The following is a 24,990-nucleotide window of genomic DNA, read 5'->3' as shown; positions in this document are numbered from 1 at the left end:
AGCAGCCTTTACGGTTCACATAAAAATAAGGGCTGTACAACTGTACAGCCCTTTGTTATACTGATTATTCAGCGTCCTCTGCGGGAGCTTCCTCCTCAGCAGGAGCCTCTTCCTCATCAGCGTCGTCGAGAAGAGCACGCATTGAAATGCTGATCCTCTTGGACTCGGGATCGATGTCGATGATCTTAACGTCAACCTCGTCGCCTACGGAAAGAACGTCCTTGACATTCTCTACCTTCTGGTCAGCGATCTGTGAGATGTGGATAAGACCGTCAACGCCGTCGATGATCTGTGCGAAAGCGCCGAAGCTTGTGATAGAAACGATAGTAGCCTTAACTACGTCGCCTACCTTGTAGTTTGACATGAAGATCTCCCAGGGATTGTCCTCAGCCTTCTTGAAGCCGAGAGAGATCCTGTTAGCTTCCTGATCGAGATCCTTGATGTAAACCTCGAGAGTATCGCCTACATTAACGACCTCGCTGGGGTGCTTGATCCTCTTCCATGAGAGCTCTGAGATATGTACCATGCCGTCGATGCCGCCGAGATCAACGAATGCACCGAAGCTTGTGAGAGACTTAACCTTGCCTGTGTAGGTCTTGCCTACCTCAGCTGTCTCCCAGAATCTTGCCTTGGCTTCTTCCTTCTTAGCGTTCTGAACAGCCTTGATGGAACCAACTGCTCTCTTTCTGCCGCCCTCGGAAACCTCGATAACAATGAACTCTACCTTCTTCTTGAGGAGCTGGTCGAGCTCTGCGCCTCTGGGGAGACCTGTAAGTGAAGCGGGGATAAATACTCTTACGCCCATAACTGTGAGAGTAACGCCCTTGTTAACAACGCTCTGAACAACGCCCTCGAGAACTGTGCCTTCCTGCTGAGCCTTTACGATCTTCTCGTAGCCGGCCTGCTCGTCCACCTTTCTCTTTGAGAGAGCAGCTGTACCCTCTGCGTCGTTTACCTTGATAACGATGAGATCGATCTCATCGCCTACTGAAACGATGTCTTCGGGCTTCTTTGTAGGATCGTCTGTAAGATCCTCAAGCTTTACATAGCCGGTGTGCTTTGTACCGAGGTCTACGGTGATCTCAGCATTGCTTACGCTGATAACGATGCCCTTAACTTTCTCTCCTGTATGTATTTTTTTGAATGACTCGTCGATTGCCTGAGCGAAATCGATCTCCTCATCCTGATTAGCTGCAAGAATTTCATTTTCTGCCATTTTGGTTTGTACCTCCTTGATTATATAGGCGGGGGTCGATGCCCCGGCAGTAATGCCGATGTTATTGGCATTCGGGAGCTTTAAAGACCGAAGCTCGTCCGAATTCTCAATATGATACGTTTTACAGAAACGGCTGCACACCTCATAGAGCTTGACGGTGTTCGAGCTGTGTCTGCCTCCGACGACGAGCATGATATCCGAGTTCCTTGCGAGCTCGGCTGCGTCAGACTGACGCGTGTCGGTAGCGTTGCATATGGTATCATATATAACGATATCGGGATCGTCCTTCGGGATCACGTTTAAACACTCACCCCATACTACTATATTATACGTCGTTTGCGCCACAATTGCAAGCTTTTTTCGCAAATTTTTATAATTTTTTTCAAAAAAGGCTTTTAGCTCAAAGTTGTCCTTAAAAACAAGGCAATTTTCGTCACAATGACCAACTATACCCTGTACCTCGGGGTGGTCGCGGTCGCCTGCGATGAGGATAAAATAGCCTTCTGCGGTCTTTTCGGCCACGATCTTATGTATACGGGACACAAAGGGGCAGGTGGCGTCAAGCATCCTGTTGCCTCTGGCCTCGATCTGCCTGTATATATCGCGCCCCACGCCGTGAGAGCGTATCACCACGGTCTCATCGGGGCGGAGCTCGTCAACAGTATCTATTATCCTTGCGCCCCTGGCCTTCATGTCGTTGACGACGTCCTGATTGTGTATGATAGGACCCAGAGTAGCCACATTTGAATTCTTTTCCAGCTCGCCGTAGACCATTTTCACGGCTCTGTCCACGCCGAAGCAGAAGCCTGCGGATTTTGCCACTGTTACCTTACTCATTGCTGTTTTCCTCCGCGGGAGCAGCCTCGGTTTTTTCGGGCTCTCCCTCCACCAGCAGCTTTATGTCTGCCATGTAGCGGTTCTTCAGCTTTACCAGCTGACGGGGATTGGGGGCGTCGCATATCTCGCAGTACTCCGTAGGATCAATGGGGGCGCCGTATTTCACGGTAAGGGGAGTGCGGAACTTCAGCTTATCGCCGTAGCATATGCCCACGGGGATAATGAGCTTTCCCGAACGCGCCGATATGAGAGCGGCTCCCGTATGGCCCTTTTTGCCTACCTTTCCGTCCTTGGAGCGTGTACCCTCGGGGAATATCATGAGGCTCCTGCCGTTGCTGAGTCTCTCGACGGCGGTGTCGATAACTCCCATATCGCCCTTTCCGCGGGCAACGGGGAAGGCTCCCAGAGAGCGTATGAGCCACGCAAAGAGCTTCTTCTCGAAGAGCTCCTCCTTGGCCATGAAGGCGAATTTTCCGCGGGCTCCCGATCCGAGAAGTGGCGGGTCCGCGTTGGAGCGGTGGTTGCAGGCGTATATTACGGTGGTATCCTTCGGGATATTTTCCCTGCCCTCATAGCGCAGCTTGTACATTATGCGGAAGTACACCCGCACAAGAAATTTTACTATGTAATACATATATGTCTCACCTCTGAATTTGTTTTTCCATTCTATAGCGGCTGCCCTCGTCGGCTGAAACAGTATAGCCGAGCTTTGTATAAAGCCTGTGGGCTTTCTTATTGGACTTTTCCACATGGAGCACAGCTGATCGTACGGACTTATCTGTGCCGTACCTTTCTGCAAGCTCTATGAGCCTTGTGCCGATGCCGCTTCCGCGGGATTTTTCAGCTACGGACAGGTCGTCGAGATAGATAAAGCCGTCATGGAACTCCACGGAGATGTAGCCGATAACCCTGCCCTCTGCCTCAGACACGTATATCACGTCGCCGCTTTCGGAAAAGAACTTGTCGAGATATCCGTCTTTGTAGCCCCCGACGTTCTCACAGCCGTTCACGCTTTTCAGCATTTCCGCGAAAAGCTCCTCAATGGCAGGTATATCCTCCCGTACAGCTTTTCTGTAAGCTATATCCATCAGCCGATCTTATCCTTTATGACCTTAACGATAGCAGCGGCGGACTCCTCTAAGTTCAGCTCCGTTGTATCCACAAGGACAGCGTCCTCGGCCTGCTTCAGGGGAGCGGTCTCTCGGTGCATATCCTGATAGTCACGCTTGATGATGTCGTCCAGTATCTCCTGATATGTGGGACAGTCGGGCTTCTCGAGAAGCTCCTTGTAGCGGCGGTTCGCACGCTCCTCGGCGGAAGCAGTGAGGAAGATCTTCACATCTGCGTCGGGGAGGACTACCGTACCGATATCCCTGCCGTCCATGATGACGTTGTTCTCTCTTGCTATTTTCTTCTGAGTCTCAAAGAGATAGGCTCTAACCGCAGGTATAGCCGATGTTCTTGAAGCGACCATGGATATCTCGGGAGTCCTTATCATGTCGGAAACGTCCCTGTCGCCGAGGAATACGCGCTGTGCGCCGTCGATGAATTTCAGTGATACGTCAGCCTTTTCAAGCGAGGCTTCGATGTCCTCATCGGCAATATCGTTCTCTGTGATGAACAGGGCGATAGTACGGTAGAGGGCGCCTGTATCAACGTAGATATATCCCAGCTCCTTTGACACCATTTTTGCGATAGTGCTCTTGCCTGCGCCTGCAGGGCCGTCGATAGCGATATTGATAGTTTTCATAGAGATAGCTCCTTTTTTAACGGGCTGCTGCCCGAGATATTACTTTTTAAGATGCTCCGCGAAGGAGATGACCATATCTCCCAGTATCACCGCGGATACAGCGGTGCCTGCGGCTGCGCAGAACCATTTGGGAAGCTTTTCGCTGAGCTTTCCCGAAAGAGGGTGGAGAAGATAGAAGTACCCCACCGCAAGTATGCCGAATATGGCGCTGGATATGAGGCTTGACCTGTCAAGTATGGAGAAGTACCAGTTCTCGTAGGTCCAGAACTGCTCATGGAAGATGAATTCCAGCAGATAGGAAGCCCCCAGCTCAAACACCGTGGTCACAGCCATGGCGAAGAAGAATATGAACACAGGATGCCGCTTTTTGCGCAGGAGAGCCAGAAGTATGAAGGCTCCCACCGAGTATATGGGGACAATGGGCAGGTGCAGCATACCGCGGTTCTCGAAATAGCGGTACATAACCCACACCGTTGCCACCTCATACAGCCAGCCTGCAAAGCCTGCGGCGGCAAATTCAAATACATAACGGAAGAATATCCGTGAAAGATCTTTTTTCATAGGCTTGTCAGTCGAAGAGAGGGTAGAGGCTGTATATCACGAAGGGCGCTGCGGCGCACAGGAAAAAACCGATCAGGAACAATTTCCCTTTGGCGCTTTGACGGCGGGATGAGATCAGCAGAAGTATCAGCTGTGCAACTGCAAGCAATGTGTAATAGCCTATTCCTATTGTGAATATTATTATGGCTGCTCCGTTGCCGAAGTCTATGATCTTCCGTGCAGTCTCATTGTCGTAGGAGGTCAGTCTGTCGGTGATGGCAGCTGTGATGGAAGCAAGCGTCAGTAAAAAGGGCGGCAGCGACAGTATCAGCTGCGCTATACCGCAGCCCTTTACTCTTTTGTCCTCGTTTCTCATATGGACTATGGCTGACGCTGTGAGAAAGAAGGGTATCGCATAAATATATATCAGCTTTATCATGTCTTCCTCCCTGTGTCACTTTACCTCTGCACCGAAGGGCATGAGAGCCAGCTTTGCCAGCTTGAAGCACTGCAGGCCGAAGGGTATGCCGATGACAGTTGCGCAGAGCACTAAACCTATGGCGGCAAATTCAAGCGCCAGCTCGACGCCTCCGAATATGAGCCATAGTATATTGAGCAGCAGTCTTACGGGGCCGCCTCCGTACCTTACCTCCTTGCCGAAGGGGAAGAAGGACAGTCCTGCCATTTTGAAGCACTGTACTCCCACAGGTATCCCTACAATTGTGATACACCACAGCAGGCCTATGACCAGCCAGCTGAGGCCGCATAAAAATCCTCCGAATATGAACCAGAGGAGATTTCCCAAACATCCCATATCATTTACCCCTTTTACATATTTAATGCGGCTGTATATGCCGTGGAAAATGCGATCTGCAAGTTGAAGCCTCCCGTGTAGGCGTCAACGTCTATGACCTCCCCTGCGAAATACAGGCCCTTTATCAGCTTAGACTCCATAGTTTTGGGGTCTATCTCCTTTGTGGAGATACCGCCGCTGGTGATTATGGCCTCGTCAATGGGGCGGAAGCCCGATATTCTTACGGGGAAGGCCTTGATTAGCTCTCCGAAGCGGTGCCTCTGCTCCTTGGTTATGCCGTTTATCTTCTGCTCGGGAGCTATGCCCGAAAGTCTTACCGCTACGGGTATCAGCTTTGCAGGCAGCAGCCTGCGTATGCCGTTCTGAAAGTCCCTGTTGAGATTTTCGGCGAAATCACGCTGTATCCTTGCGTCGAGCTGCTCTGCCGACAGTGCGGGCTTCAGGTCGATGAGGAGCCTGTATCTGTCGGGAGCCATATCCCTTATATGGGAGCTTGCGCTGAGCACAAGAGGTCCCGACACGCCGAAATGAGTGAAGAGCATCTCGCCCATTTCGCTGTATATACACTTTTCCCTGTCCATGAGCTTCAGTGTAACGTTACGCAGGGACAGTCCCATCATCTCCGCGCAGTATCTGTCGGGAGAGGTCAGGGGCACAAGGCTTGGCTTCAGCTCCGTGACGGTATGTCCCAGAGCCTCCGCAAGGGTGTACCCGTCGCCTGTGGAGCCCGTTGCAGGGTAGGACTTTCCGCCGCAGGCTATGAGCACCGAGGCGGAGCGGTATTCCTCGCCGCCTGCCCTTACGCCGCAGACAGCGCCGTTTTCGGTGAGTATCTTCGTGACGCGCTTATTTATCACGGTAACTCCCAGCTTCTTCATCTCACGGCCGAGAGCGTCGGCGATATCGTTGGCGTTGTCGCTGACAGGGAAGACCCTGTTGCCGCGCTCGGTCTTGAGGGGCACTCCCAGCTCCTCGAAGAAGCTCATGGTACATTCCGCGTCGAAGCCTGCAAAGGAGCTGTACATGAAACGGGGATTGACGGGGATATTCTTCATATGCTCGTCGGAGGGGCTGTTGTTTGTGACGTTGCAGCGTCCCTTGCCCGTTATGCGCAGTTTTCTGCCCAGCTTTTCGTTCTTTTCAAACAGCAGCACGGTCTTGCCGAAGCGTGCCGCGTGTACGGCGGCGAAGCAGCCTGCGGCTCCGCCTCCTATTATAATAGTATCGGTCATTGTTTACCTCTTTTATCCTTATGGGTGAGCCTGCGGAGCTTCCTGCCCATGGCTCTGCGCCTTTCGGCAGATGTCTCCCTGTCCGTGACGAAGGAACCGTTCTCATACCTGAGTACGTCGCCCTCGCGGGCGTCAGCGGGGATGCGGCTCCTTTCAACGGCGGTCATGCCGTTTTCGGTCTCGATAACAGCATACTCTCCCTCAAATCTGTCTATGACGTTCATATCATGCGCCTCTTTCCGCTGTTATGGTCAGTTTGCTGCCGTCGGAGGAAACGACGATGCTTCCGTTGATGTCAGTGCGGTAGATATGGTCTGTGAACCTGCCTATGCGTCTGAGAGTGCTGTCGGCGGGGTGACCGTAGGGGTTCTCTTTGCCGCAGGATATGACTGCCGCGTCGGGACGTATGATATCCAGCAGCTTCTCCGTGGAGGAGTAGGCGCTGCCGTGGTGGCCTGCCTTGTAAAGCGTCATCTTTCCGAGTCTGCCGCCCTGTATCATGGCAGCCTCGGCCTCTGCTTCGGAGTCTCCCGTGAACAGGAAGGTATTGCTGCCGTGGGTGAGAATGAAGCTTACCGAGCAGTTGTTGATATCCTCATGGAAGCTTCCGTCGGGAGCTATTATCTCCGCCTGTGCGCTGCCTATATCTATGGTCATGCCTGTATGTACCTCGGTGACGGGGACCTTCTCCCTTTCGCAGCTGTCAAGGAAGCGCTCGTAGAACACCGTGGCAGGCAGCTGTTCATCGGGGATATGAGGGATAAGCACCTCTCCCACGTCGAAGGTATCTATTATGCGGTGCATACCGCCCATGTGGTCTGAATGCGGATGAGTGGCCACTATATAGTCCAGTCTGCCCACGCCCAGTTCCCTGAGATAGCTTATCACATCGGCAGAGACCTCGTCCTCGCCGCAGTCCGTCAGCATGGTAACTCCGTTGGCAGCGATGAAGGTGCAGTCGCCCTGCCCCACGTCTATGAAGTGTATCACCAGCCTGTCCTCAACGGGAAAGGTGTGGACGGGCTTGCGGAAATGCCGCCAGCCGATGAATACCAGCAGAGCCGCCGCTGCAACGAGCAGGCCAAGTGCTCTCAGTGCTTTCTTTTTCCGACGCTGCTGTTCTTTCTGCCGTTTTTCTGCCAGTTCCCTGAGGTACCGCCTCTGCTGTGCGTCGAGCCTGTATTTCTCTCCTGCGGCCTTGACGAAGCTTTCCGTGTCTTTGAAGTATTTTGCCACGACTTGTCACCGCCTTTTCGGGGAGTATTGTTCTTTCCGCGGTTATCGCCCTCGATGAGGCATTTTGGCGACGAGCCTATGAGGTCGCGCCGTCCAGCGGCCTTCAGGGCTTCCAGGACTATCTCCCTGTTCTGGGGGCGGAAGTATTGCAGCAGAGCGCGCTGCATGGCCTTTTCCTTCGGAGTCTTGGGAACGTACACCTTTTCCATGGTATACGGGTCGAGCTCCGTGTAGAACATAGCCGTTGATATGGTACCCGGGGTTGGATAGAAGTCCTGTACCTGTTCGGGACGTATCCTGTTCTCTTTCAGGAAGATGGCAAGGTCTATGGCCTCGTTCAGTGTGCTTCCCGGGTGTGAGGACATGAGATAGGGCACAAGGTACTGCTCCTTGCCCATACTCTTCGTTATTTCGTAGAAGCGCTTCTGGAAGCGCTTGTAGGCTTCGATATGGGGCTTGCCCATCTTGTCGAGGACAACTGCCGAGCAGTGCTCGGGAGCGACCTTTAGCTGACCGCTGACATGGTGCATTATGAGCTCCTTCATGAACTCGTCGTCCTTGTCCTCGATGAGGTAGTCGTAGCGTATGCCCGAGCGGATAAAGACCTTCTTCACGCCCTTTACCTTCCGTATCTTCCTCAGCATGGACAGATATTCGGTGTGGTCTACCTTCAATGCGGGACAGGGGGTGGGAGCAAGGCACTTCTTGCCCATGCACAGTCCCTTTGACAGCTGCTTGTCGCAGGAGGGGCGGCGGAAGTCCGCGGTGGGACCGCCTACGTCGTGTATGTAGCCCTTGAAATCGGGCATTTTTGTTATCCTTTCGGCCTCCTTCAGCACCGACTCAACGCTTCTGACGGTGATACGTCTGCCCTGATGCAGGGCAATGGAGCAGAAGTTGCAGTAGCCGAAGCAGCCGCGGTTGTGGGTTATGGAAAAGCGTACCTCCTCGATGCCGGGGACTCCGCCCAGAGCCTCGTATGAGGGGTGTATGGCACGCATATAGGGCAGAGAGTAGATGTGATCCAGCTCCTCTGTGGTGAGGCTGTAGGCAGGGGGGAGCTGCACCAGCATATGCTTTCCGTGGCGCTGTATTATGGTCTTGCCGTAGACCTCGTCCTGCCAGTCGTACTGTATCTTCACGGCCTTTGCGTATTCGGGCTTGCTGTCCCTTACCTGCTCGAAGGAGGGACACTGTGCGGCTCCCAGAGGAGTGTTCACGGGCTCCGTCAGGTAGCAGGTGCCGCGTATGTCGTGGATATCGCGGATATTCTCTCCGTTGGCCAGACGTGTGCAGAACTCCTGTATCTGGTGCTCGCCCATGCCGTACATCAGCAGGTCGGCGCCGCTGTCAACCAGGACAGAGGGGCGCACTGCGTCGTCCCAGTAGTCGTAGTGGGCAAAACGGCGGAGGGAAGCCTCCAGACCGCCGATGGCTATGGGGATATCCCCGAAGTATTCGCGGAGCTTCTGACAATAAACTATTACCGCGCGGTCGGGACGTTTGCCTGCGACTCCGCCTGCTGTGTATGCGTCATCGGAGCGCTTGCGCTTTGCGGCTGTATAGTGTGCCACCATTGAGTCGATATTTCCCGCTGTGACGAGAAAGGCGTACTTAGGTGCGCCGAAGCGGCGGAAGTCCCTGTCGGTATGCCAGTCGGGCTGTGAGATGATACCGATGGTGAAGCCCATGCTCTCGATAAGACGTGTGACTATAGCCGCACCGAAGCTGGGGTGATCGACGTAGGCGTCGCCTGTTATGTAGATATAGTCGAACTGTTCTATGCCCAGCTCGTCCATTTCCTTTTTTGTTGTAGGCAGAAAGCCTTCGTACATGGTATCACCTCCTGTAGATCATAATTATCGCATTGACTTTGCCGACCCCATGAAAGGGATTCCAAAGGGACTGTTTTCATGCAATTGCAAATTCTGATTTATTCGTCCATTCTGCGGAGACGCCACTCGTCGTACTGCATCTTCGACATGAGTACCTTTCGGGGCTTTGCGCCCTCGCTGGGGCCGATGACTCCGCGCTCCTCCAGCTCGTCCATTATCCTTGCCGCCCTTGCGTAGCCAAGCTTCAGCTTTCTCTGGAGCATTGATGTGGAAAGCTGTCCTGCCTCCACGGCCACCTTGATAGCGGACTCCACGATATCCTCGTCGCTGCCGCCTCCCGAGGAGGAGCCGCCGTCCGAGCCGCCCGAGCCTCCCTGTGACTGGGGGATATAGTTCTCCATTGCGTCGAGAACTCCCTTGTCGTAGTTGACTTCCTTCTGAGCTCTTATGTAGCGTACAGTCTCGGCTATATCCTCATTTGAGGAGAAGCAGCCCTGTACGCGGACGGGCTTTCCTGCGCCTATGGGCATATACAGCATATCGCCGTTGCCCAGGAGCTTGTCCGCACCGCCCATATCTATTATGGTTCGGGAGTCTATCTGGGATTTTACGGAAAGAGCGATACGGCTGGGGATATTGGCCTTGATAAGACCTGTGATGACGTCGGTGGTAGGACGCTGGGTAGCTACTACAAGGTGCATACCTGCGGCACGTCCCATCTGAGCCAGACGGCAGATGAAGTCCTCCACCTCTTTGCCTGCCACCAGCATCATATCAGCCAGCTCGTCGATGAATATGACTACCTGTGGTATCTTTGCAAGGTCGCCGTCCACCTCTGCCAGCTCGTTGTAGGAGCGCAGGTCGTTTGCGCCTGCCTCTGCGAACAGATTGTAGCGCCTCATCATCTCGGTGACCGCCCAGCTTAGAGCTCCTGCGGCACGTTTGCAGTCGGTGACAATGGGTATCAGCAGGTGGGGGATACCGTCGAATATCTTGAATTCAACTATCTTCGGGTCTATCAGTATGAGCCTGACCTCATCGGGAGTTGCGTTATAGAGTATGCTCATGATTATGGAACGGGTGCAGACGGATTTGCCCGAGCCCGTAGTTCCTGCTATGATGACATGGGGCATTTTTGCGATATCTCCGAGGATAATATTTCCCGTGATGTCCTTGCCCACCGCGAATGTCAGCTTGCTCGAGGAGTCCCTGAATTCGGGAGAGGCTATCATCTCGCGGAGAGTTACCATATCCTTGGTGGTGTTGGGGATCTCGATTCCCACGGCCGCCTTGCCGGGAACGGGAGCCTCGATACGGACGCCCTGGGCCGCAAGGCTGAGGGCTATATCGTCCTCCAGATTCTTTATTCTGGATACCTTTATGCCGGGGCCCGGCTGTATCTCGTAGCGGGTGATGGAGGGGCCGCGGAATATGTCCTTTATCCTTACCTCCACGCCGAAGCTGGAGAGTGTGTTCTTGATGACCTCCGCCTTTTCGCGCATTTCCTCAACTGCCTCGGCACGGTTTGAGCGCACCTCGGGGCGTGTGAGTATGTCGATAGGGGGGAGTATGTATACGGGCTTTGCCTCCTCGGGCTCTGCCTCCTCCTCGGGGAGCTCCTCCTCGGGAGTATCGGGCTTGCCGTCGGCGGCCTTGCTTATGAGCTGTTCCAGCCTTTCGTCTGCGGGCGCAGGTGTCACGGGCTCCTCGGGGAGCTGCTTTACGGACTGCTTCGCAGGCTCGGGAGCGGGCTCGTTTATCTCTATATCTATAGCCTTTTCCTCGGGAGAAGGCTCGCTGCTGTCGTGTACGATAAGATGATCCGTAGGCAGTGGGATATCGAGGAAGAAGCCGTCGGGGAGAGCCTCCACCGCCTTTTTCTCCTGCTCGGCCTTTTCAGAGGGCTTGCGGGAGGACTTTCTGGGATTGGTCATGCTTATGGCTTCAAGGTCGGCGTCGAAGTCCTTTTTCTCCTTGTCGTCGTCAAGGTCGTCGTCCTCGAAGGCGTCAACGAATTCGCCGCCTATGAGCATATTCTGGAGGCCGTTCACGCATCTGCCGATGAATACAAAGGGAGTGGCCAGGAGCTTCAGGAAGTCCACAAGTCCGCGTCCCGAAAGCAGCATACCGAACACGAAGAAGAACACGAGGGATATGAGCTTTGCGCCTGTCTTGCCGAAGAATTTCAGGAGAGGCCCTGCTATGAGCATACTGGCCACGCCGCCGCTCTTCAGTCTGGCGCCCTCGTCGTAGAGTATCTTGAAATGTCCGCCCATAGTGCCGCCGGGGATACGTCCCACCGCGAAGATCTGGAAGGCGGCGCTGGCAAGGAATATCATGGCCACACACCAGAATGTCCTGCCGCTGATGTCCTTCCTGGTCTGCTCGGTGCCCAGCTTTACCGCGGTATATATGAGGATAACGGGTATAAGGAAAGCTGCTATGCCGAATACTCCAAGTATGAGGTTATGCAGTCCCAGCCAGCCCTTTGTGCCCTTTATGAGCACCATGAGAGCGGTGAGTATACCCAGTGCGAACAGTATTATCGACCAGAGTTGATTGTTCTCGTTCTGCGGAGCCGCCGTCTTTGAGCTGTTTTTGACGGGTTCGCGTTTGGGAGCTTCGGTCTTTTTCCGTGGAGCTCCTTTGGTGTTTTTCTTTGCTTCTGCCATTTCTGCCTCCATTTTGTTCCGTGTTATGTACTGTGCCGCCGAAAGGGCACAGCTGCGGTCAGTCCGCATATCTTTTCTCTGTATTTTCTATCATATCATAAAGACTGTCCAGTGCGTCGCCCAGGCTGCCGAGACTGTCTATGAGCCCCAGCTCCACAGCCTTTTTGCCTTCCACAACGCTGCCCACGTCCAGTACCAGCTCCCCCGTATTCATGGTGAGCCTGCGGAGCTCCTCCTCGGAGATGCGGCTGTTCCGTGTGACGAAGCTGATTATCCTGTCCTGCATCCTGTCAAAGTAGGAGAGAGTCTGGGGGACTCCCAGCACTGTACCGTTCATGCGGACGGGGTGGATAGTCATTGAAGCCGTAGGCACTATGAAGGAACGCTTTGCGCTGACGGCAAGGGGGACGCCTATGGAGTGTCCGCCGCCCACTACCAGCGATACGGTGGGAGTCTTCATGCCCGCGATTATTTCTGCAAGGGCAAGTCCCGCCTCCACGTCGCCGCCTACGGTGTTGAGTATAATGAGCAGTCCCTCCACGCTCCTGTCCTGCTCTACAGCCACAAGTGCGGGAATTATGTGCTCGTATTTGGTGGTCTTGTTCTGCTCGGAGAGGACGTAATGCCCCTCGATCTGTCCTATCACTGACAGGCAGTGGATAAGGTGTCTTGAGTTTTTCGTCACCGACTGTCCGTTTTCACGGGCGAGTTCGGCCTCCTCCAGCAGTTCTTCGGCGGTGTTTCCGCCCTTTTTGCTTTCATCTGTCATCGAAACGCCTCCCGCACTATTCTGTGCATTCTGCGGGAGCATATACATTATTATTATATACTCTTGCCCGTTAAAAGTCAATACTTGCCTGCTGTACCCTGCCGCAAGGCAATTGAGGAGCGGGAGTCGAAATGCATGGACGACGTTTTGCTGCATGGCAAACAGGCGGTACCGATTTTGAACCCTTTTGTGAAAATTGTTGTTTTTGGCTTGACAAATCATAGGTTTTATTGTATAGTTAAGATGTATAGGTACGGCATAGGGCTGTATCTGAAAAATATTTAATACGAGAGGGGTATTAAAAATGATAATGAAAAAGGTAACGGCAGCAGTTTCTGCTCTTGCCATGTCACTGGGCGCACTTACATACGCTCCCAAGGCAGGTGTTCAGGACACTGTTTCCACAGCAAATGCAGCTTCAAGCTATAACTACGCTGAGGCTCTCCAGAAGTCGATGTTCTTCTATGAAGTACAGCAGTCAGGAAAGCTGCCTGACTGGAACAATGTTACATGGCGTGCAGATTCCATGGTGGACGAGAGCGGTAAGGAGACCGATGTGGTTCCCGGCGGCTGGTTCGACGCAGGAGATCACTTCAAGTTCACTCTTACAAACGCATATTCTGCTTCACTTATGGCGTGGGGTTATCTTGAGTACAAGGACGCTGTCGACAAGGCAGGTCTGGGAGAAGATTACCGCAACAACCTCCAGTGGGGTCTTGATTACGTTATGGCTTGCGACAAGGGCGGCGGTAAGATGGTAGGTACCATCGGAGACTTTACAGGCGGCTCTACAGACCATAACATCTGGTGCAGCGCTGAGGTCTACCTCCGCAAGCACCACCTCAACAACGGCGACTGGGAGCGCCCCTATGATGTTATTTCCAACGCTTCCGTAGCAGGTATGTCTGCTGCTGCACTGGCAGAAGGCTATCTGGTATTCAAGGACAGCGATCCCACTAAGGCAGCTCAGTATCTTGAGCACGCGAAGGATCTCTTTGAGGGTGCTGATAAGATAAGAGCAAACAAGGATATCGGCGGCATGACAGGAATGTACAACACATCCTCATGGCTCGATGACTGTATGTATGCTGCCTGCTGGCTTTATAAGGCAACAGGTGATCAGAGCTATCTCGACAAGATCGAAAAGGACTATATTCCGGATTTTCCCCTAGAGAACCAGTCCACAGACCGCAAGTACACATGGGGTATGTGCTGGGACGATACAACTCAGGGCGCAGCTCTGCTCTATGCTCAGATAACAGGCAAGGAAGAGTGGGTCAACCACATTTCACGTCACTTCAAATACTGGATGAATGAGGACAGCAAGAAGTTTGAGGGCAGCATCACGCCCAGCGGTCTGTCATGGCTTACAAACTGGGGCTGTCTCCGTCACGCAACAACAACAGCTATGCTGGCTAAGATCGCCTGTGATACAGTTCTGAAGGACGATACTGCTACAGCGACAAAGTATAACCAGTGGGCTGACAAGCAGATGAACTACTGCTTCGGCGATAATGAGGAAAAGATCAGCTATGTGCTCGGTATGGGCAGCAAGTGGCCTCAGGCTATCCACCACAGAACTGCTTCCGGTATCCACGATGACCACTGGAACGAGCTGGGTCAGGAATCAGGCGGCAACGAGGGCTGGCAGACAGAGTATGCTCATACTCTCTACGGCGCTCTTATCGGCGGTCCTGACAGCAAGGGCAGTTACGGCAACTATAAGGTAGCAGACTTCCAGTACACAGAGGTAGCTATAGACTATAATGCAGGCTATACGGCTTGTCTCTGTGCTATGATCGACGAGTATGGCGGCACTCCTCTTGCTGATTTCCCGCCCACAGAGACTCCTACATGGGACGAGTGGCAGATCGCAGCGGTTGCCAATGGCAGCACATCAAGCTACACTGAGATCAAGGCATGGGCTATGAACCACACAGCATGGCCTGCAAGAGTAGCCAAGGATATCGAGTACCGTTATTATTTCGATGTTTCCGAGCTTATTGAAGGCGGACTCACCATCGACGATATCACTGTCGAGGGCAAGTCGCAGCAGTACAGCAAGGGTGAGCAGGGCTATGCAGATGTAACAGGCCCCTACAAGTATGACGGCGATCCTACAGGCAACACCTACTATGCACTTATAAAGTTCGAGGACGGCAGAGCTATCCAGCCTACAGGCCAGAGCGAACACCGTGACGAGGTACAGTTCAGAATATCGATCCCTGACAGCAAGGGCGTTACATGGGATGCTTCAAACGACTGGTCTTACAAGGGCGGTATTGCCAAGGCTACAGACCTGAAGAAGGCTGATTCACTCAACAAGAATATCACAATGTATGTTGACGGCAAGCTGGTATGGGGTACTGAGCCCGACGGCACAGAGCCCGAGCCCTACACTGTTCCCGGCAAGGAGACAGGGAGTACTACCACGACTACAACTTCAACAACTACTACAACAACTACAACCACAACCACAAGCGACACAACAACAGTTACCACTACAACTTCTGGACCGGTTGACGATATCGTTTGGGGAGACACTAATCTCGACGGCAAGGTCGAGCTGGCAGATGCTGTTCTCATAATGCAGTCTCTGGCTAACCCCAACAAGTACGGTGTAAACGGTACATATGAGAAGCACATCACCGAGCAGGGACGTATCAACGGCGACGTAGACCCCGATGTAAAGGGCATTACTTCCAATGATGCGCTCACTATTCAGGAGTTCCTTCTTAACAAAATAAGCACACTTCCTAAAAAGTAATAATCAATTCACAAATAAGAAATAAGAGGAAATTCGTTTCCTCTTATTTTTTTTAGCTTTTTGTCAATCTGCACAATTATGTTTTATCGCCATTAGGAAAATGAACGAATTTCCAGAAAACTATTTACTTTTTTTTCGCGATATAATATAATATGATTGATGAGTCAGGAATAGTGCAAGTTCTGTTCGGACACCTGACTTTTCGCCGTAAAACAAGGTATAACCGCAATGTTTGCACTGGCATTGCGTTATAAATTTATATTTTAAACATTCAGGGAGGGTATTCAAAATGCATAAGAAAATTGCAAAAGCAGTCACAAGCAGCCTGATGGCAGCTTCAATGGTTGCTTCAAGTGTTGCAGCACTCGTTCCTATGAGCGCAGCAGCAGGTAACTGCCTTGGACAGAACGACTTCGATGACGGTATCGGTCTTCCTTGGCATATTTGTGTAACAAACCCCGCAGAGCAGAAGTTCGACATTTCAGATGGTACATATAACTGTACTATCGTTAACCCCGGCGGAAAAGAGCGCGGCGGTGACTCCAGATGGGACTGCCAGTTCAGACACAGAAGTCTCCACATCGAGTCAGGTCATAAGTACACTATCCACTGGGAAGTTGATGCTTCAAACGCTGGTGAGCTCCATACTCATATCGCACCTCTCGACGGTGTAAACGGCGTATGGCAGAATAATGCAGACGCTTGGGATCAGGGCTGGAGCAACGTTAAGATCAGCGCTGGTGCTAACAAGTTCGACAGCTCTTTCACAGCTACAAAGACTCTGGAAGTTGCTGAGTGGGCATTCCACTACGGTGGTGCTGGTTCATACCAGCCTAATGACTGCTTCAAGGAGGGTACAACTCTCAAGTTCGATAACATGAAGCTTGACTGTGAGACCTGCGGAGACACATATAAGGACTCTTCAAGCACACCTTGTCTCTGGGATCCCACAAACGAGCTGGGCGTTATCACTCCCAGAAGTGACGTAAGAATCAACCAGGTTGGTTACTTCGTTGGCGCTGACAAGAAGGCTACTTATGCTACAAGCACAGAGAAGAGCGCTGTAAGCTTCACAGTTAAGAAGAACGGTACAGCTGTATTCACAGGTACAGGTAAGCCTGTAGGCTATGATAAGGACGCAGGCGACTACTGCCAGATTCTTGATTTCTCTGAAGTTAACGAACCCGGCACATATACTATCGAAGTAGACGATACTTCAAATACATTCCTCAACAAGAAGACTAACGAGACATACAAGAAGTACATCAGCCACGAGTTCAAGATCGGTAAGGGTGATACATACAACGGCATCCTCAAGGACGCTATGAACTATTACTATCAGAACCGTTCAGGTATGTCTATCGAGGAGAAGTACATCACTTCTTACAATCCCAAGGATCCTAAGGGCAAGAAGGGTCTTGCTCATACAGGAGGTCACGCACCTACAGATATGGCTTATGTTCAGTCTAAGTGGGTAAGAGCATACGGCCAGGAATTCGACGGAGACAAGGACTATCAGATCGACTGCGTAGGCGGTTGGTACGATGCCGGTGACCACGGTAAGTACGTTGTTAACGGCGGTATCTCTGTATGGACTCTCCAGAATATGTATGAGAGATCAAAGGCTCAGGGCACAGACGCTAAGTGGGCTGATGATAAGACAATGTCAATTCCTCAGAACTACAGCGTAGGAAGCGTTAAGTTTGACGGTACAGGTTCGCCTGACGTACTTGACGAGTCAAGAGTTGAGCTCGAGTGGATGTTCAATATGATCGTTTCTTCCAAGGATTCATCATGGTCTGACTGCGAAGGTCTTGTATACCACAAGATGCACGACCACAAGTGGACAGGTCTTGCTACCGATCCTTCAAACTATCAGAAGGAGTGGGGCACAACTCGTATAGTTAAGCCTCCGACGTATGCTGCTACATTCAACATGATCGCTTGTGCTGCACAGGCTGCACGTCTGTGGAAGGGCATCGACGATTCATTCGCTGATAAGTGCCTCAAGAACGCTGAAAACTCATGGAAGGCTGTAATGGCTAAGAAGTCCAAGTGGTACGGCAAGGATCTTGGTCCTGAGGCTTGGAAGACAGATCCTCAGTTCGCTCCTCTCGATCAGGCTATCGGCGGCGGCGGCTACGGTGATACATATGTAGACGACGATGCTTACTGGGCAGCTTGTGAGCTCTTCTCAACAACAGGTGATGATGAGTACTACAGCTTCCTCAAGGATTACAAGAACATCCACGAGGGCGACGGTCACGATAAGGCATTCGATCTTACCTGCAGCCTCGGCGGCGGTGAGAACAACGGTTCATTCAGCTCATTCAACTGGGGCTGTACAGCAGGTCTGGGTACTCTGACCCTCCTCCTCAGCGACAAGACATCTGACGCTGATAAGGCTACTATCAAGGAGAACATCAAGACTGCTGCTGATACATATATCGACTTCGAGAACGGCTCTTCAAACGGTATGGGCATTCCTTATAAGGGAACCAAGTTCACAGATGCTATCAATATCGGTGATGAAGTTGTTGAGGGTTATGAGTGGGGTTCAAACTCATTCGTAATCAACAATGCTATCGTTATGGCTTATGCTTACGATGTATCTGATCACGATATGAAGTACGCTAACGGTATGGTTGCTGCTCTTGACTACATCTTCGGACGTAACGGTCTCGGCTTCTCATTCGTTACCGGCTACGGTACATACCACTCCAACAATCCTCACCACAGATACTGGTCTTACGAGCTTGACCACGACTTCCCGATGGCTCCTTCAGGAGTTATGTCAGGTGGTTGCGGCGCAGGCCTCCAGGATCCCTATGTTGGTGGTCTCGGATACAAGCGTGGTACAGTTGCTTCACAGAAGTGCTTCGTTGACTCCATCGAGGCTTGGTCTGTAAACGAGGTTACAATCAACTGGAACGCTCCTTTCGCATGGGCTATGTCATTCTTCGATGATGAGGCTCCTGATTTCGGAAAGACACCTTCCGGTGGTACAACAACCACAACTACAACTACACCTCCTACAACAACAACCACAACCACAACTGCTCCTCCTACAAACGTTGTTTGGGGCGATACAAACTGTGACGGTGTTGTTGAGCTGGCTGACGCTATCCTCATCATGCAGAGCCTTGCTAACCCCAACAAGTACGGTCTTAACGGTTCTGACGCTAAGCACCTTACTGAGCAGGGTAAGCTCAACGGTGATGTAGATACATCTGTAACAGGTCTTACTTCTAACGATGCTCTCCGCATCCAGGAGTACCTCCTCCACAAGATCTCTACACTCAACCCTAATGCATAATTATATGGCATGAAATAATAAAGCGGCGCTTCGGCGTCGCTTTGTTTTTCAGACAGGAGGTAATTACTCTGGCTAATATTCTTGACTATCTTGACTGGCGCGGCGATGTGCCGTTTTCAGCCGATCCGTTCAATGAAATTGACGGAATGATCCTATCACAGTTCTGCTACGTTATCCTTGACGGAGTCGTTTCGGATAAATTCGATGAGGAGATCTCCTTTGCCGACGCCTACCGCAGATATGATCCCGAACAGGTCGATACAAAGCGGAGGATACTGACATTCGAGCAGGATAACCTGCTTTTCAGAAGACTGGCGGAATCACGGCGATACAGGGGAACGACTCTCCGGGGCTACGTCAGCGACACAGAGCACACCGAGGATCTGCAATTCTCGGCGCTGACCTACCGTCTCTGCGACGGAAGCGGCTTTGCGGCCTTCCGCGGCACCGACGGCTCTGTTGTGGGCTGGAAGGAGGACTTCAACCTCAGCTATATGCAGCAGACCGCAGGTCAGCAGCGTGCCATAGAGTATGTGAATGCCGCCTTTTCCGACGGGGACTATCCCATTCGTCTGGGCGGACACTCCAAGGGCGGAAACTCCGCAATATACAGCTCGCTGTACTGCGACGAGGGCATAAGGCGAAGGATAACCAATATCTATTCCTACGACGGCCCCGGCTTCAGGGACGAGGTGCTGACCTCGGAGATATACCAGGATATGCTGCCGAGGATAAGGAGCTTCGTACCCGAGGCCTCTATTGTCGGTATGCTTCTGGGAAGCGGCTCAGACCCGCGGATAGTAAAGACCTCCGTCAACGGCATAAAGCAGCATTACGCCTATTACTGGGAGATACGCCGCAACCGTTTCCTCATTGCCGACAGGCTGAAGCGGTCGGGCGATGTTATAAACAAGGCCATATCGGGTATGCTGTCGGACTTCAGCGACACCGAGCGTGAGATATTCACGGATTCCCTGTTTGAGATACTGAAGGCTCCCGACAAGGAGACCCTGAAGGAGCTAACAAAGCTCAGCTCCTATCCTGCCATTATAAAAGCCATATCTAAGCTGCGTCCCGAGCAGCAGGCCGTAATGAAGGAGGCCTTCAAGAAGATCGCCCAGAACGGCACGGGCGCACTGTTCAAACCACAATAATAAAAAAGGCTTCACATTATGTGAAGCCTTTCGTTTTACTATTCAGTGATCAGACACCGTACTTAGCAGTAGCAACGGGAACGCCGGGGCCCATTGTTGAAGTAACTGTGCAGCTCTTGAGGTAAGTACCCTTGGCAGCAGCAGGCTTAGCCTTAACAACTGCTTCCATAAGAGTATTGAAGTTCTCCTCCAGCTTTGCAGCGCCGAATGAAGCCTTGCCGATAGGGCAGTGGATGATGTTGGTCTTGTCGAGACGATACTCGATCTTACCGGCCTTAGCCTCTGTAACAGCCTTAGCAACATCGGGAGTTACTGTACCTGCCTTGGGGTTAGGCATAAGTCCACGGGGACCGAGGACCTTACCGAGACGACCAACGAGACCCATCATGTCGGGTGAAGCAACAACAACGTCGAAGTCCATCCAGTTTTCCTTCATGATCTTGTCAACGAGATCCTGACCGCCAACGTACTCAGCGCCTGCAGCCTGAGCTGCCTCATACTTGTCTTCCTTGCAGAATACGCATACACGAACAGTCTTACCTGTACCGTTGGGAAGTACAACAGCGCCTCTTACCTGCTGGTCAGCGTGTCTTGAGTCAACGCCGAGACGGATGTGAGCTTCGATAGTCTCATCGAACTTAGCCTTTGCATTCTTGCACACGAGGTCAAGAGCCTCTGTGGAATCATACTGCTTTGCATAATCAACAGCCTTTGCGCTGTCAACATATTTTTTGCCGTGTTTCATTATATTTCCTCCTATTTAAGTGGTAATACCGGGAAGCTTATAGCTTGCCCGATTAGCGGAATTTTCCTCCCACCAATAGAACTCCGAACGGGGAATAGCTCCCCACTTCATCATTCAAAAAATTGATTAGTCAACAACTACAACGCCCATTGAACGAGCTGTACCTGCGATCATGCTCATAGCTGCTTCGAGAGAACCTGCATTGAGGTCAGGCATCTTTGTCTCAGCAATCTTCTGAACCTGTTCCTTAGTGATGTTAGCGACCTTAGTCTTATTGGGAACTCCTGAACCGCTGTTGATGTTGCAAGCCTTCTTGATGAGGACTGCAGCGGGGGGAGTCTTAGTGATGAACGAGAATGAACGATCTGCGTAAACAGTGATAACAACAGGGATGATCATACCGATGTCGTTCTTTGTTCTCTCGTTGAATTCCTTTGTGAATGCCATGATGTTAACGCCGTGCTGACCCAGTGCAGGACCAACAGGGGGGGCAGGAGTAGCCTTTCCTGCTGCGATCTGAAGCTTAATGTAGCCAACTACTTTCTGTGCCATGTATTCGCACCTCCATAAATGTGGTAAATGGCGAGGCAAGAATTATTTTACCTCTCCCACGGAAACCCAAACCTCGGGGTTTCTTTTGACCTGAACTAATCCTCCACCTTAACTACCTGGTTGATAGGGAGCGTAGTGGGGGTTTCACGACCGAACATTGAGACGAGAAGGTCTACTGAGCGGTCGTCGAGATTGATGTTCTGAACGACACCTATAAATCCGTCCATAGCAGTACCTGAGATACGGACGCTGTCGCCCACCTTGAAGTTTACCGAAACGGTAGTTACCTCAACGCCGAAGAGCTTCTTTACTTCCTCTTCCGAAAGGGGAGTAGGCTCTGAAGCGGGGCCGACGAAGCCTGTACAGCCTCTGGTATTTCTAACGACGTACCATGAATCATCGTTCATGACCATCTTGACGAGAACGTAGCCCGGATAGGTCTTGCGTTCTACTTCCTTGGTTTTGCCGTCTGTGATCTCCTCGGCTTTTTCGGTAGGAACCCTTACCTCTTGGATAAGTTCATGAAGCTTACGGTTTTCTACAACCTTTTCAATATTCTGGGCCACCTTATTCTCATAGCCCGAATATGTGTGGATAACATACCACTTTGCTGCTTCTGACATAATGATCCTCCTAAAATCAGCCTGCGTTATAGATGAGACGCATAAGGGCGAGACAGCCCTGATCGAAGAGACCAACAAGAGCTGCTGAAGCGATTATAACGCCCAGAACAACTGAAGTGTTGTTGATAACAGTCTTTTTGGTCGGCCAAACCACTTTCTTGAATTCGATTCTGAGATCCTTGAACCACTTGACAATCTTATTGCCCTGTTTCTTCTCGGACTTCTCCTTCTTTGAAGAGTTATTCTTAGCCATAAAAATACCCCTTCCGATTACTTTGTTTCCTTGTGAAGAGTATGCTTTCTGCAGAACTTGCAATGCTTCATCATTTCAATTCTGTCAGGGTCATTCTTCTTGTTTTTCTTGGAAACATAGTTGCGCTGTTTGCACTCTGTGCAAGCTAAAGTAACCTTTACTCTCATATCGGCACCTCCTGAATTAGTACTTCCTTCGTTACCGAAGGTAGGTTGTTTGCCTCCCTCGCACGGGGACAAAAAAATAAACCCCCAACGAGGTACTAAAATTATAACATACCCAAACGGAAAAGTCAAGCGTTTTTCGCGAAAAAATCAAATTTTTCTTATATAATAGTATAAAGAACGGGATTCTATTGACCAGTGGGCTGAAAAGTGATATAATTTAAAGGACTTGAAGAAGGAAAGGGAAGGAGCGAGAGCTGTGACGGGGGATATAAAGGTTTCGGTCATAGTACCTGCTCATAACGAGGAAAAGTATGTGGTACGCTGTATAGAGTCCGTGAAACAGGCGGCAGCCCGTGTGAAATGCGGAGTTGAGATCATAGTGGTCTGCAACAGGTGTACCGACAGGACTGCGGAGCTCGCAGAGGCAAACGGAGCCCGTGTAGTCACCAACGAGAGCCGGTGTATAGCCACGGTGCGCAATGCGGGCATAGCTGCGGCGCGGGGAAAGGTCATAATGACTATTGACTGCGACAACCGCATGACAGCGAACACGATCCGCGAGGTGCTGGGGAAACTCAACAGCGGCAGATATATCGGCGGCGGAGCGCCCCTGCGCTTTGAGAGGTACTCTTTTCCGCTGTGGCTCAATGATATACTGTGCCGTGTGAGCTTCAGGCTCACGGGACTTTACTGCGGCATATTCTGGGCGGAGAAGCGCAGCTTTGACGCCATAGGAGGATTTGTGGAGAAAAAGGCAGCGGAGGATATAGCCACTGCCAAGGCGCTGAGAGCATACGGCAGGAAGCAGGGGAAGCTTTACGGCTGTCTGCGTAGGAATTATTTGATTAATTCCACGCGTAAGTATGATGATATGGGGGACTGGCTGTATTTCAGGCTGGCCTTCAGGAATGCAGGAGCCCTTATAAAGGCGGCTTTCGGCGACCATGAGGAATACGACAGGCTCATGGACGAGATGTTTTACGATTACAATGACAGATCATGATTCAAAGGAGCTAATATGAAGTTAAAAAGTCTTGTTTCTGCGGCGATATCAGCAGTTCTGGCAGGATCAGCCCTGCCCGCTGCTTCTTTCGGCGGCAATGCCGGTAGAGCGGATTATTCACTGGTTATCGCAGGCGATATCACATATTATAAGTACAGCGACCATGTAGAGGTTGGCAACGCAGCTGCTGCGGAGGGAGAGGTCAGCATTCCGCCCAGGATATCGGCTATGCCCGTTACAAAGGTCGGCAGCAGAGCCTTTGCGGACTCGAAGGCGGAAAAGATCAGCGTTCCCGCCAGCGTCACTGACATAGAGAGCTCCGCTTTTGAGAAATGCAGCGCTCTTACATACATTTACATCGAAAACAAGAGCTGCGTCATAGCCGACAGCAGCACTACCATATGCAACAGTCTGAAGTCCGACGGAAAGACAGGCGAGTACAAGGGCGTCATCGCAGGCGCAGACGGTTCGACGGCTGCGGCATATGCCGCGAAGTACGGATATAGCTTCAAGGCTGTATCGGAAGAGCCGGCAGTGACAACCACTACAACTAAGGCGGCTGCAACGACGACTACTGCTGCGAAAAAGACCACTACCACCACAAAAAAGGTCACTACCACAACAAAGAAGACCACAACAACCACCACTACAACAACGACAACAACAACAACAACAACTACCACAACTACAATGCCAGCGGTACAGGGAAAGCCCGTGTTCCGAATGAACAGCAGTCAGGTGTATCTCAGCAAGGCTAACGGCTCACAGCAGAATGTAGTTCTCTCTGTGGAGGGAGCCGACGGTCTGTACTGTGATACAGTGGTGTATGTCTATTTTGACAAGCGCCTGAAACTGAAGGAGGCTGTCAGCGGTTCGGCTGTTGAGAAGCTTACCACAGCGCAGGCAGCCGGCGACACAGGCGACTTCATAGTTCTCGACACCGCAGGAAGCGAGAACGCAGGCAGGGACGGTCAGATGTGGATACTCACCTTTGTGCTTCCCGATGACTGCAAGGCAGGTGACAGCTTCACTGTAGAGGTGGGTCCCTCAAAGTACGGAGTGATACAGCCTTTGTTCAGCAACTTTGAGTATGACGCAAAGGGAACGGCAATGACGGAGCATATCTTCACCAAGGGACTTGCAAAGAGCATTATCACTGTTATAGCGGATCCGCCATATACTCTGGGCGACGTCAATAACGACGGCGAGATCAATTCGGTTGACGCATCACAGGTGCTTGCGGAATATGCTTCGCTGTCCTCGGACAAGGGTCTTTCCACATTTACCGACAGCAGGCAGACTGTAGCGGCTGACGTCAACCTTGACGGCGACGTGAATGCGGTAGACGCTTCGCTTATACTTGCATTCTACGCATACCAATCGTCGGGAACTCCCGTTTATGACCTTGTGGAGTTCATAAAGAATATGAAAAAGTAAATGAAAAAAGTATCGCTTAACCGTGGTGCTTATATAGCAATTTATGCGTAATTATCGGGGACAAACCTTTCT

General features: G+C 51.6%; 23 protein-coding genes. 5 read left to right on the top strand and 18 right to left on the bottom strand.

Translation table 11 applies throughout. From position 1 onward, the window contains the following. Positions 1 to 64 precede the first annotated feature (64 nt). The 13 genes from Q0Y65_RS11620 to Q0Y65_RS11560 form a co-directional block, all read right to left on the bottom strand. Positions 65 to 2,053 (bottom strand): bifunctional 4-hydroxy-3-methylbut-2-enyl diphosphate reductase/30S ribosomal protein S1, encoded by a 1,989-nt coding sequence (locus Q0Y65_RS11620; protein WP_297959941.1) that lies wholly within the window; start codon positions 2,051 to 2,053, stop codon positions 65 to 67. After that, positions 2,046 to 2,687 carry a 1-acyl-sn-glycerol-3-phosphate acyltransferase gene (locus tag Q0Y65_RS11615; protein ID WP_297959939.1) on the bottom strand — a complete coding sequence of 214 codons (642 nt, stop codon included), beginning with the start codon at positions 2,685 to 2,687 and terminating at the stop codon, positions 2,046 to 2,048. The genes Q0Y65_RS11620 and Q0Y65_RS11615 overlap by 8 nt, the downstream gene beginning before the upstream one ends. Positions 2,688 to 2,694: 7 nt before the next feature. Further along, entirely contained in the window at positions 2,695 to 3,141 is a 447-nt protein-coding gene (locus Q0Y65_RS11610; RefSeq protein WP_297959937.1) for a GNAT family N-acetyltransferase, read from the bottom strand. Then, entirely contained in the window at positions 3,141 to 3,803 is a 663-nt protein-coding gene (cmk, locus tag Q0Y65_RS11605) for a (d)CMP kinase (protein ID WP_297959935.1), read from the bottom strand. Before cmk ends, Q0Y65_RS11610 begins: the two co-directional genes overlap by 1 nt. A gap of 39 nt (positions 3,804 to 3,842) precedes the next feature. Then, positions 3,843 to 4,364, bottom strand: a complete 522-nt coding sequence (locus tag Q0Y65_RS11600; RefSeq protein ID WP_297959933.1) for a putative ABC transporter permease — start codon at positions 4,362 to 4,364, stop codon at positions 3,843 to 3,845. A 7-nt stretch (positions 4,365 to 4,371) separates the two neighbouring features. Further along, on the bottom strand, positions 4,372 to 4,782 hold the full coding sequence (locus Q0Y65_RS11595) for a hypothetical protein (RefSeq protein ID WP_297959931.1): 411 nt from the start codon (positions 4,780 to 4,782) through the stop codon (positions 4,372 to 4,374). A gap of 15 nt (positions 4,783 to 4,797) precedes the next feature. Then, positions 4,798 to 5,157 (bottom strand): YccF domain-containing protein, encoded by a 360-nt coding sequence (locus Q0Y65_RS11590; protein ID WP_297959929.1) that lies wholly within the window; start codon positions 5,155 to 5,157, stop codon positions 4,798 to 4,800. A 14-nt stretch (positions 5,158 to 5,171) separates the two neighbouring features. Next, positions 5,172 to 6,389 (bottom strand): NAD(P)/FAD-dependent oxidoreductase, encoded by a 1,218-nt coding sequence (locus tag Q0Y65_RS11585; RefSeq protein WP_297959927.1) that lies wholly within the window; start codon positions 6,387 to 6,389, stop codon positions 5,172 to 5,174. Next, the gene (locus Q0Y65_RS11580) at positions 6,386 to 6,613 is read right to left on the bottom strand and encodes a DUF3006 domain-containing protein (protein ID WP_297959925.1); all 228 of its coding nucleotides are present in this window, start codon (positions 6,611 to 6,613) and stop codon (positions 6,386 to 6,388) included. The genes Q0Y65_RS11585 and Q0Y65_RS11580 overlap by 4 nt, the downstream gene beginning before the upstream one ends. Before the next feature lies 1 nt (position 6,614). Further along, positions 6,615 to 7,361 carry a ComEC/Rec2 family competence protein gene (locus Q0Y65_RS11575; RefSeq protein ID WP_297960073.1) on the bottom strand — a complete coding sequence of 249 codons (747 nt, stop codon included), beginning with the start codon at positions 7,359 to 7,361 and terminating at the stop codon, positions 6,615 to 6,617. Positions 7,362 to 7,480: 119 nt separating this feature from the next. Next, entirely contained in the window at positions 7,481 to 9,460 is a 1,980-nt protein-coding gene (locus Q0Y65_RS11570) for a YgiQ family radical SAM protein (protein WP_297959923.1), read from the bottom strand. Between the two features lie 98 nt (positions 9,461 to 9,558). Beyond that, entirely contained in the window at positions 9,559 to 12,132 is a 2,574-nt protein-coding gene (locus Q0Y65_RS11565; RefSeq protein WP_297959921.1) for a DNA translocase FtsK, read from the bottom strand. Between the two features lie 58 nt (positions 12,133 to 12,190). Then, positions 12,191 to 12,901 carry a ClpP family protease gene (locus Q0Y65_RS11560; protein WP_297959919.1) on the bottom strand — a complete coding sequence of 237 codons (711 nt, stop codon included), beginning with the start codon at positions 12,899 to 12,901 and terminating at the stop codon, positions 12,191 to 12,193. Between the two features lie 304 nt (positions 12,902 to 13,205). Here Q0Y65_RS11560 and Q0Y65_RS11555 point away from each other — a divergent pair, with 304 nt between their 5' ends. From Q0Y65_RS11555 to Q0Y65_RS11545, 3 genes are all read left to right on the top strand, one after another. After that, entirely contained in the window at positions 13,206 to 15,668 is a 2,463-nt protein-coding gene (locus Q0Y65_RS11555) for a glycoside hydrolase family 9 protein (RefSeq protein ID WP_297959917.1), read from the top strand. Positions 15,669 to 15,957: 289 nt separating this feature from the next. Continuing rightward, on the top strand, positions 15,958 to 18,984 hold the full coding sequence (locus Q0Y65_RS11550) for a glycoside hydrolase family 9 protein (RefSeq protein WP_297959915.1): 3,027 nt from the start codon (positions 15,958 to 15,960) through the stop codon (positions 18,982 to 18,984). A gap of 41 nt (positions 18,985 to 19,025) precedes the next feature. Further along, complete coding sequence (locus Q0Y65_RS11545; protein ID WP_297959913.1) at positions 19,026 to 20,138, top strand: Mbeg1-like protein; 1,113 nt, start codon at positions 19,026 to 19,028, stop codon at positions 20,136 to 20,138. Between the two features lie 49 nt (positions 20,139 to 20,187). Here Q0Y65_RS11545 and rplA read toward each other — a convergent pair whose 3' ends face one another. From rplA to rpmG, 5 genes are all read right to left on the bottom strand, one after another. Continuing rightward, positions 20,188 to 20,883 carry a 50S ribosomal protein L1 gene (gene rplA / locus Q0Y65_RS11540; RefSeq protein ID WP_297959911.1) on the bottom strand — a complete coding sequence of 232 codons (696 nt, stop codon included), beginning with the start codon at positions 20,881 to 20,883 and terminating at the stop codon, positions 20,188 to 20,190. A 126-nt stretch (positions 20,884 to 21,009) separates the two neighbouring features. Next, positions 21,010 to 21,435 (bottom strand): 50S ribosomal protein L11, encoded by a 426-nt coding sequence (gene rplK, locus Q0Y65_RS11535; protein WP_019680811.1) that lies wholly within the window; start codon positions 21,433 to 21,435, stop codon positions 21,010 to 21,012. Positions 21,436 to 21,530: 95 nt separating this feature from the next. Beyond that, positions 21,531 to 22,058, bottom strand: coding sequence for a transcription termination/antitermination protein NusG (gene nusG / locus Q0Y65_RS11530; RefSeq protein ID WP_297959909.1), 528 nt, complete (start codon positions 22,056 to 22,058; stop codon positions 21,531 to 21,533). A 16-nt stretch (positions 22,059 to 22,074) separates the two neighbouring features. Next, complete coding sequence (gene secE / locus Q0Y65_RS11525; RefSeq protein WP_297959907.1) at positions 22,075 to 22,311, bottom strand: preprotein translocase subunit SecE; 237 nt, start codon at positions 22,309 to 22,311, stop codon at positions 22,075 to 22,077. Between the two features lie 17 nt (positions 22,312 to 22,328). Then, complete coding sequence (gene rpmG / locus Q0Y65_RS11520) at positions 22,329 to 22,478, bottom strand: 50S ribosomal protein L33 (RefSeq protein ID WP_009984160.1); 150 nt, start codon at positions 22,476 to 22,478, stop codon at positions 22,329 to 22,331. Positions 22,479 to 22,734: 256 nt separating this feature from the next. On the opposite strand from rpmG, the gene Q0Y65_RS11515 reads away from it, so the two are divergent. Continuing rightward, a complete protein-coding gene (locus tag Q0Y65_RS11515) occupies positions 22,735 to 23,481 on the top strand; it encodes a glycosyltransferase (protein ID WP_297959905.1) in 747 nt (248 codons plus the stop codon). A 15-nt stretch (positions 23,482 to 23,496) separates the two neighbouring features. Then, positions 23,497 to 24,918, top strand: coding sequence for a dockerin type I domain-containing protein (locus Q0Y65_RS11510; protein WP_297959903.1), 1,422 nt, complete (start codon positions 23,497 to 23,499; stop codon positions 24,916 to 24,918). The last annotated feature ends 72 nt before the right edge of the window (positions 24,919 to 24,990 follow it).

Source organism: uncultured Ruminococcus sp. (assembly GCF_947301925.1).
In the GTDB taxonomy this organism is placed as follows: Bacteria; Bacillota; Clostridia; order Oscillospirales; family Ruminococcaceae; genus Ruminococcus.
The sequence above is the reverse complement of the archived record's forward strand: the minus strand, read 5'-3'. Positions and strand labels throughout refer to the sequence as shown.

What these genes read in the sequence shown, in the direction of transcription:
- Q0Y65_RS11620 (WP_297959941.1), bottom strand. Translation starts at nt 2,053, where the DNA reads ATGAGTAAGGTAACAGTGGCAAAATCCGCAGGCTTCTGCTTCGGCGTG.
- Q0Y65_RS11615 (WP_297959939.1), bottom strand. Translation starts at nt 2,687, where the DNA reads ATGTATTACATAGTAAAATTTCTTGTGCGGGTGTACTTCCGCATAATG.
- Q0Y65_RS11610 (WP_297959937.1), bottom strand. Translation starts at nt 3,141, where the DNA reads ATGGATATAGCTTACAGAAAAGCTGTACGGGAGGATATACCTGCCATT.
- cmk (WP_297959935.1), bottom strand. Translation starts at nt 3,803, where the DNA reads ATGAAAACTATCAATATCGCTATCGACGGCCCTGCAGGCGCAGGCAAG.
- Q0Y65_RS11600 (WP_297959933.1), bottom strand. Translation starts at nt 4,364, where the DNA reads ATGAAAAAAGATCTTTCACGGATATTCTTCCGTTATGTATTTGAATTT.
- Q0Y65_RS11595 (WP_297959931.1), bottom strand. Translation starts at nt 4,782, where the DNA reads ATGATAAAGCTGATATATATTTATGCGATACCCTTCTTTCTCACAGCG.
- Q0Y65_RS11590 (WP_297959929.1), bottom strand. Translation starts at nt 5,157, where the DNA reads ATGGGATGTTTGGGAAATCTCCTCTGGTTCATATTCGGAGGATTTTTA.
- Q0Y65_RS11585 (WP_297959927.1), bottom strand. Translation starts at nt 6,389, where the DNA reads ATGACCGATACTATTATAATAGGAGGCGGAGCCGCAGGCTGCTTCGCC.
- Q0Y65_RS11580 (WP_297959925.1), bottom strand. Translation starts at nt 6,613, where the DNA reads ATGAACGTCATAGACAGATTTGAGGGAGAGTATGCTGTTATCGAGACC.
- Q0Y65_RS11570 (WP_297959923.1), bottom strand. Translation starts at nt 9,460, where the DNA reads ATGTACGAAGGCTTTCTGCCTACAACAAAAAAGGAAATGGACGAGCTG.
- Q0Y65_RS11565 (WP_297959921.1), bottom strand. Translation starts at nt 12,132, where the DNA reads ATGGCAGAAGCAAAGAAAAACACCAAAGGAGCTCCACGGAAAAAGACC.
- Q0Y65_RS11560 (WP_297959919.1), bottom strand. Translation starts at nt 12,901, where the DNA reads ATGACAGATGAAAGCAAAAAGGGCGGAAACACCGCCGAAGAACTGCTG.
- Q0Y65_RS11555 (WP_297959917.1), top strand. Translation starts at nt 13,206, where the DNA reads ATGATAATGAAAAAGGTAACGGCAGCAGTTTCTGCTCTTGCCATGTCA.
- Q0Y65_RS11550 (WP_297959915.1), top strand. Translation starts at nt 15,958, where the DNA reads ATGCATAAGAAAATTGCAAAAGCAGTCACAAGCAGCCTGATGGCAGCT.
- rplA (WP_297959911.1), bottom strand. Translation starts at nt 20,883, where the DNA reads ATGAAACACGGCAAAAAATATGTTGACAGCGCAAAGGCTGTTGATTAT.
- rplK (WP_019680811.1), bottom strand. Translation starts at nt 21,435, where the DNA reads ATGGCACAGAAAGTAGTTGGCTACATTAAGCTTCAGATCGCAGCAGGA.
- nusG (WP_297959909.1), bottom strand. Translation starts at nt 22,058, where the DNA reads ATGTCAGAAGCAGCAAAGTGGTATGTTATCCACACATATTCGGGCTAT.
- secE (WP_297959907.1), bottom strand. Translation starts at nt 22,311, where the DNA reads ATGGCTAAGAATAACTCTTCAAAGAAGGAGAAGTCCGAGAAGAAACAG.
- rpmG (WP_009984160.1), bottom strand. Translation starts at nt 22,478, where the DNA reads ATGAGAGTAAAGGTTACTTTAGCTTGCACAGAGTGCAAACAGCGCAAC.
- Q0Y65_RS11510 (WP_297959903.1), top strand. Translation starts at nt 23,497, where the DNA reads ATGAAGTTAAAAAGTCTTGTTTCTGCGGCGATATCAGCAGTTCTGGCA.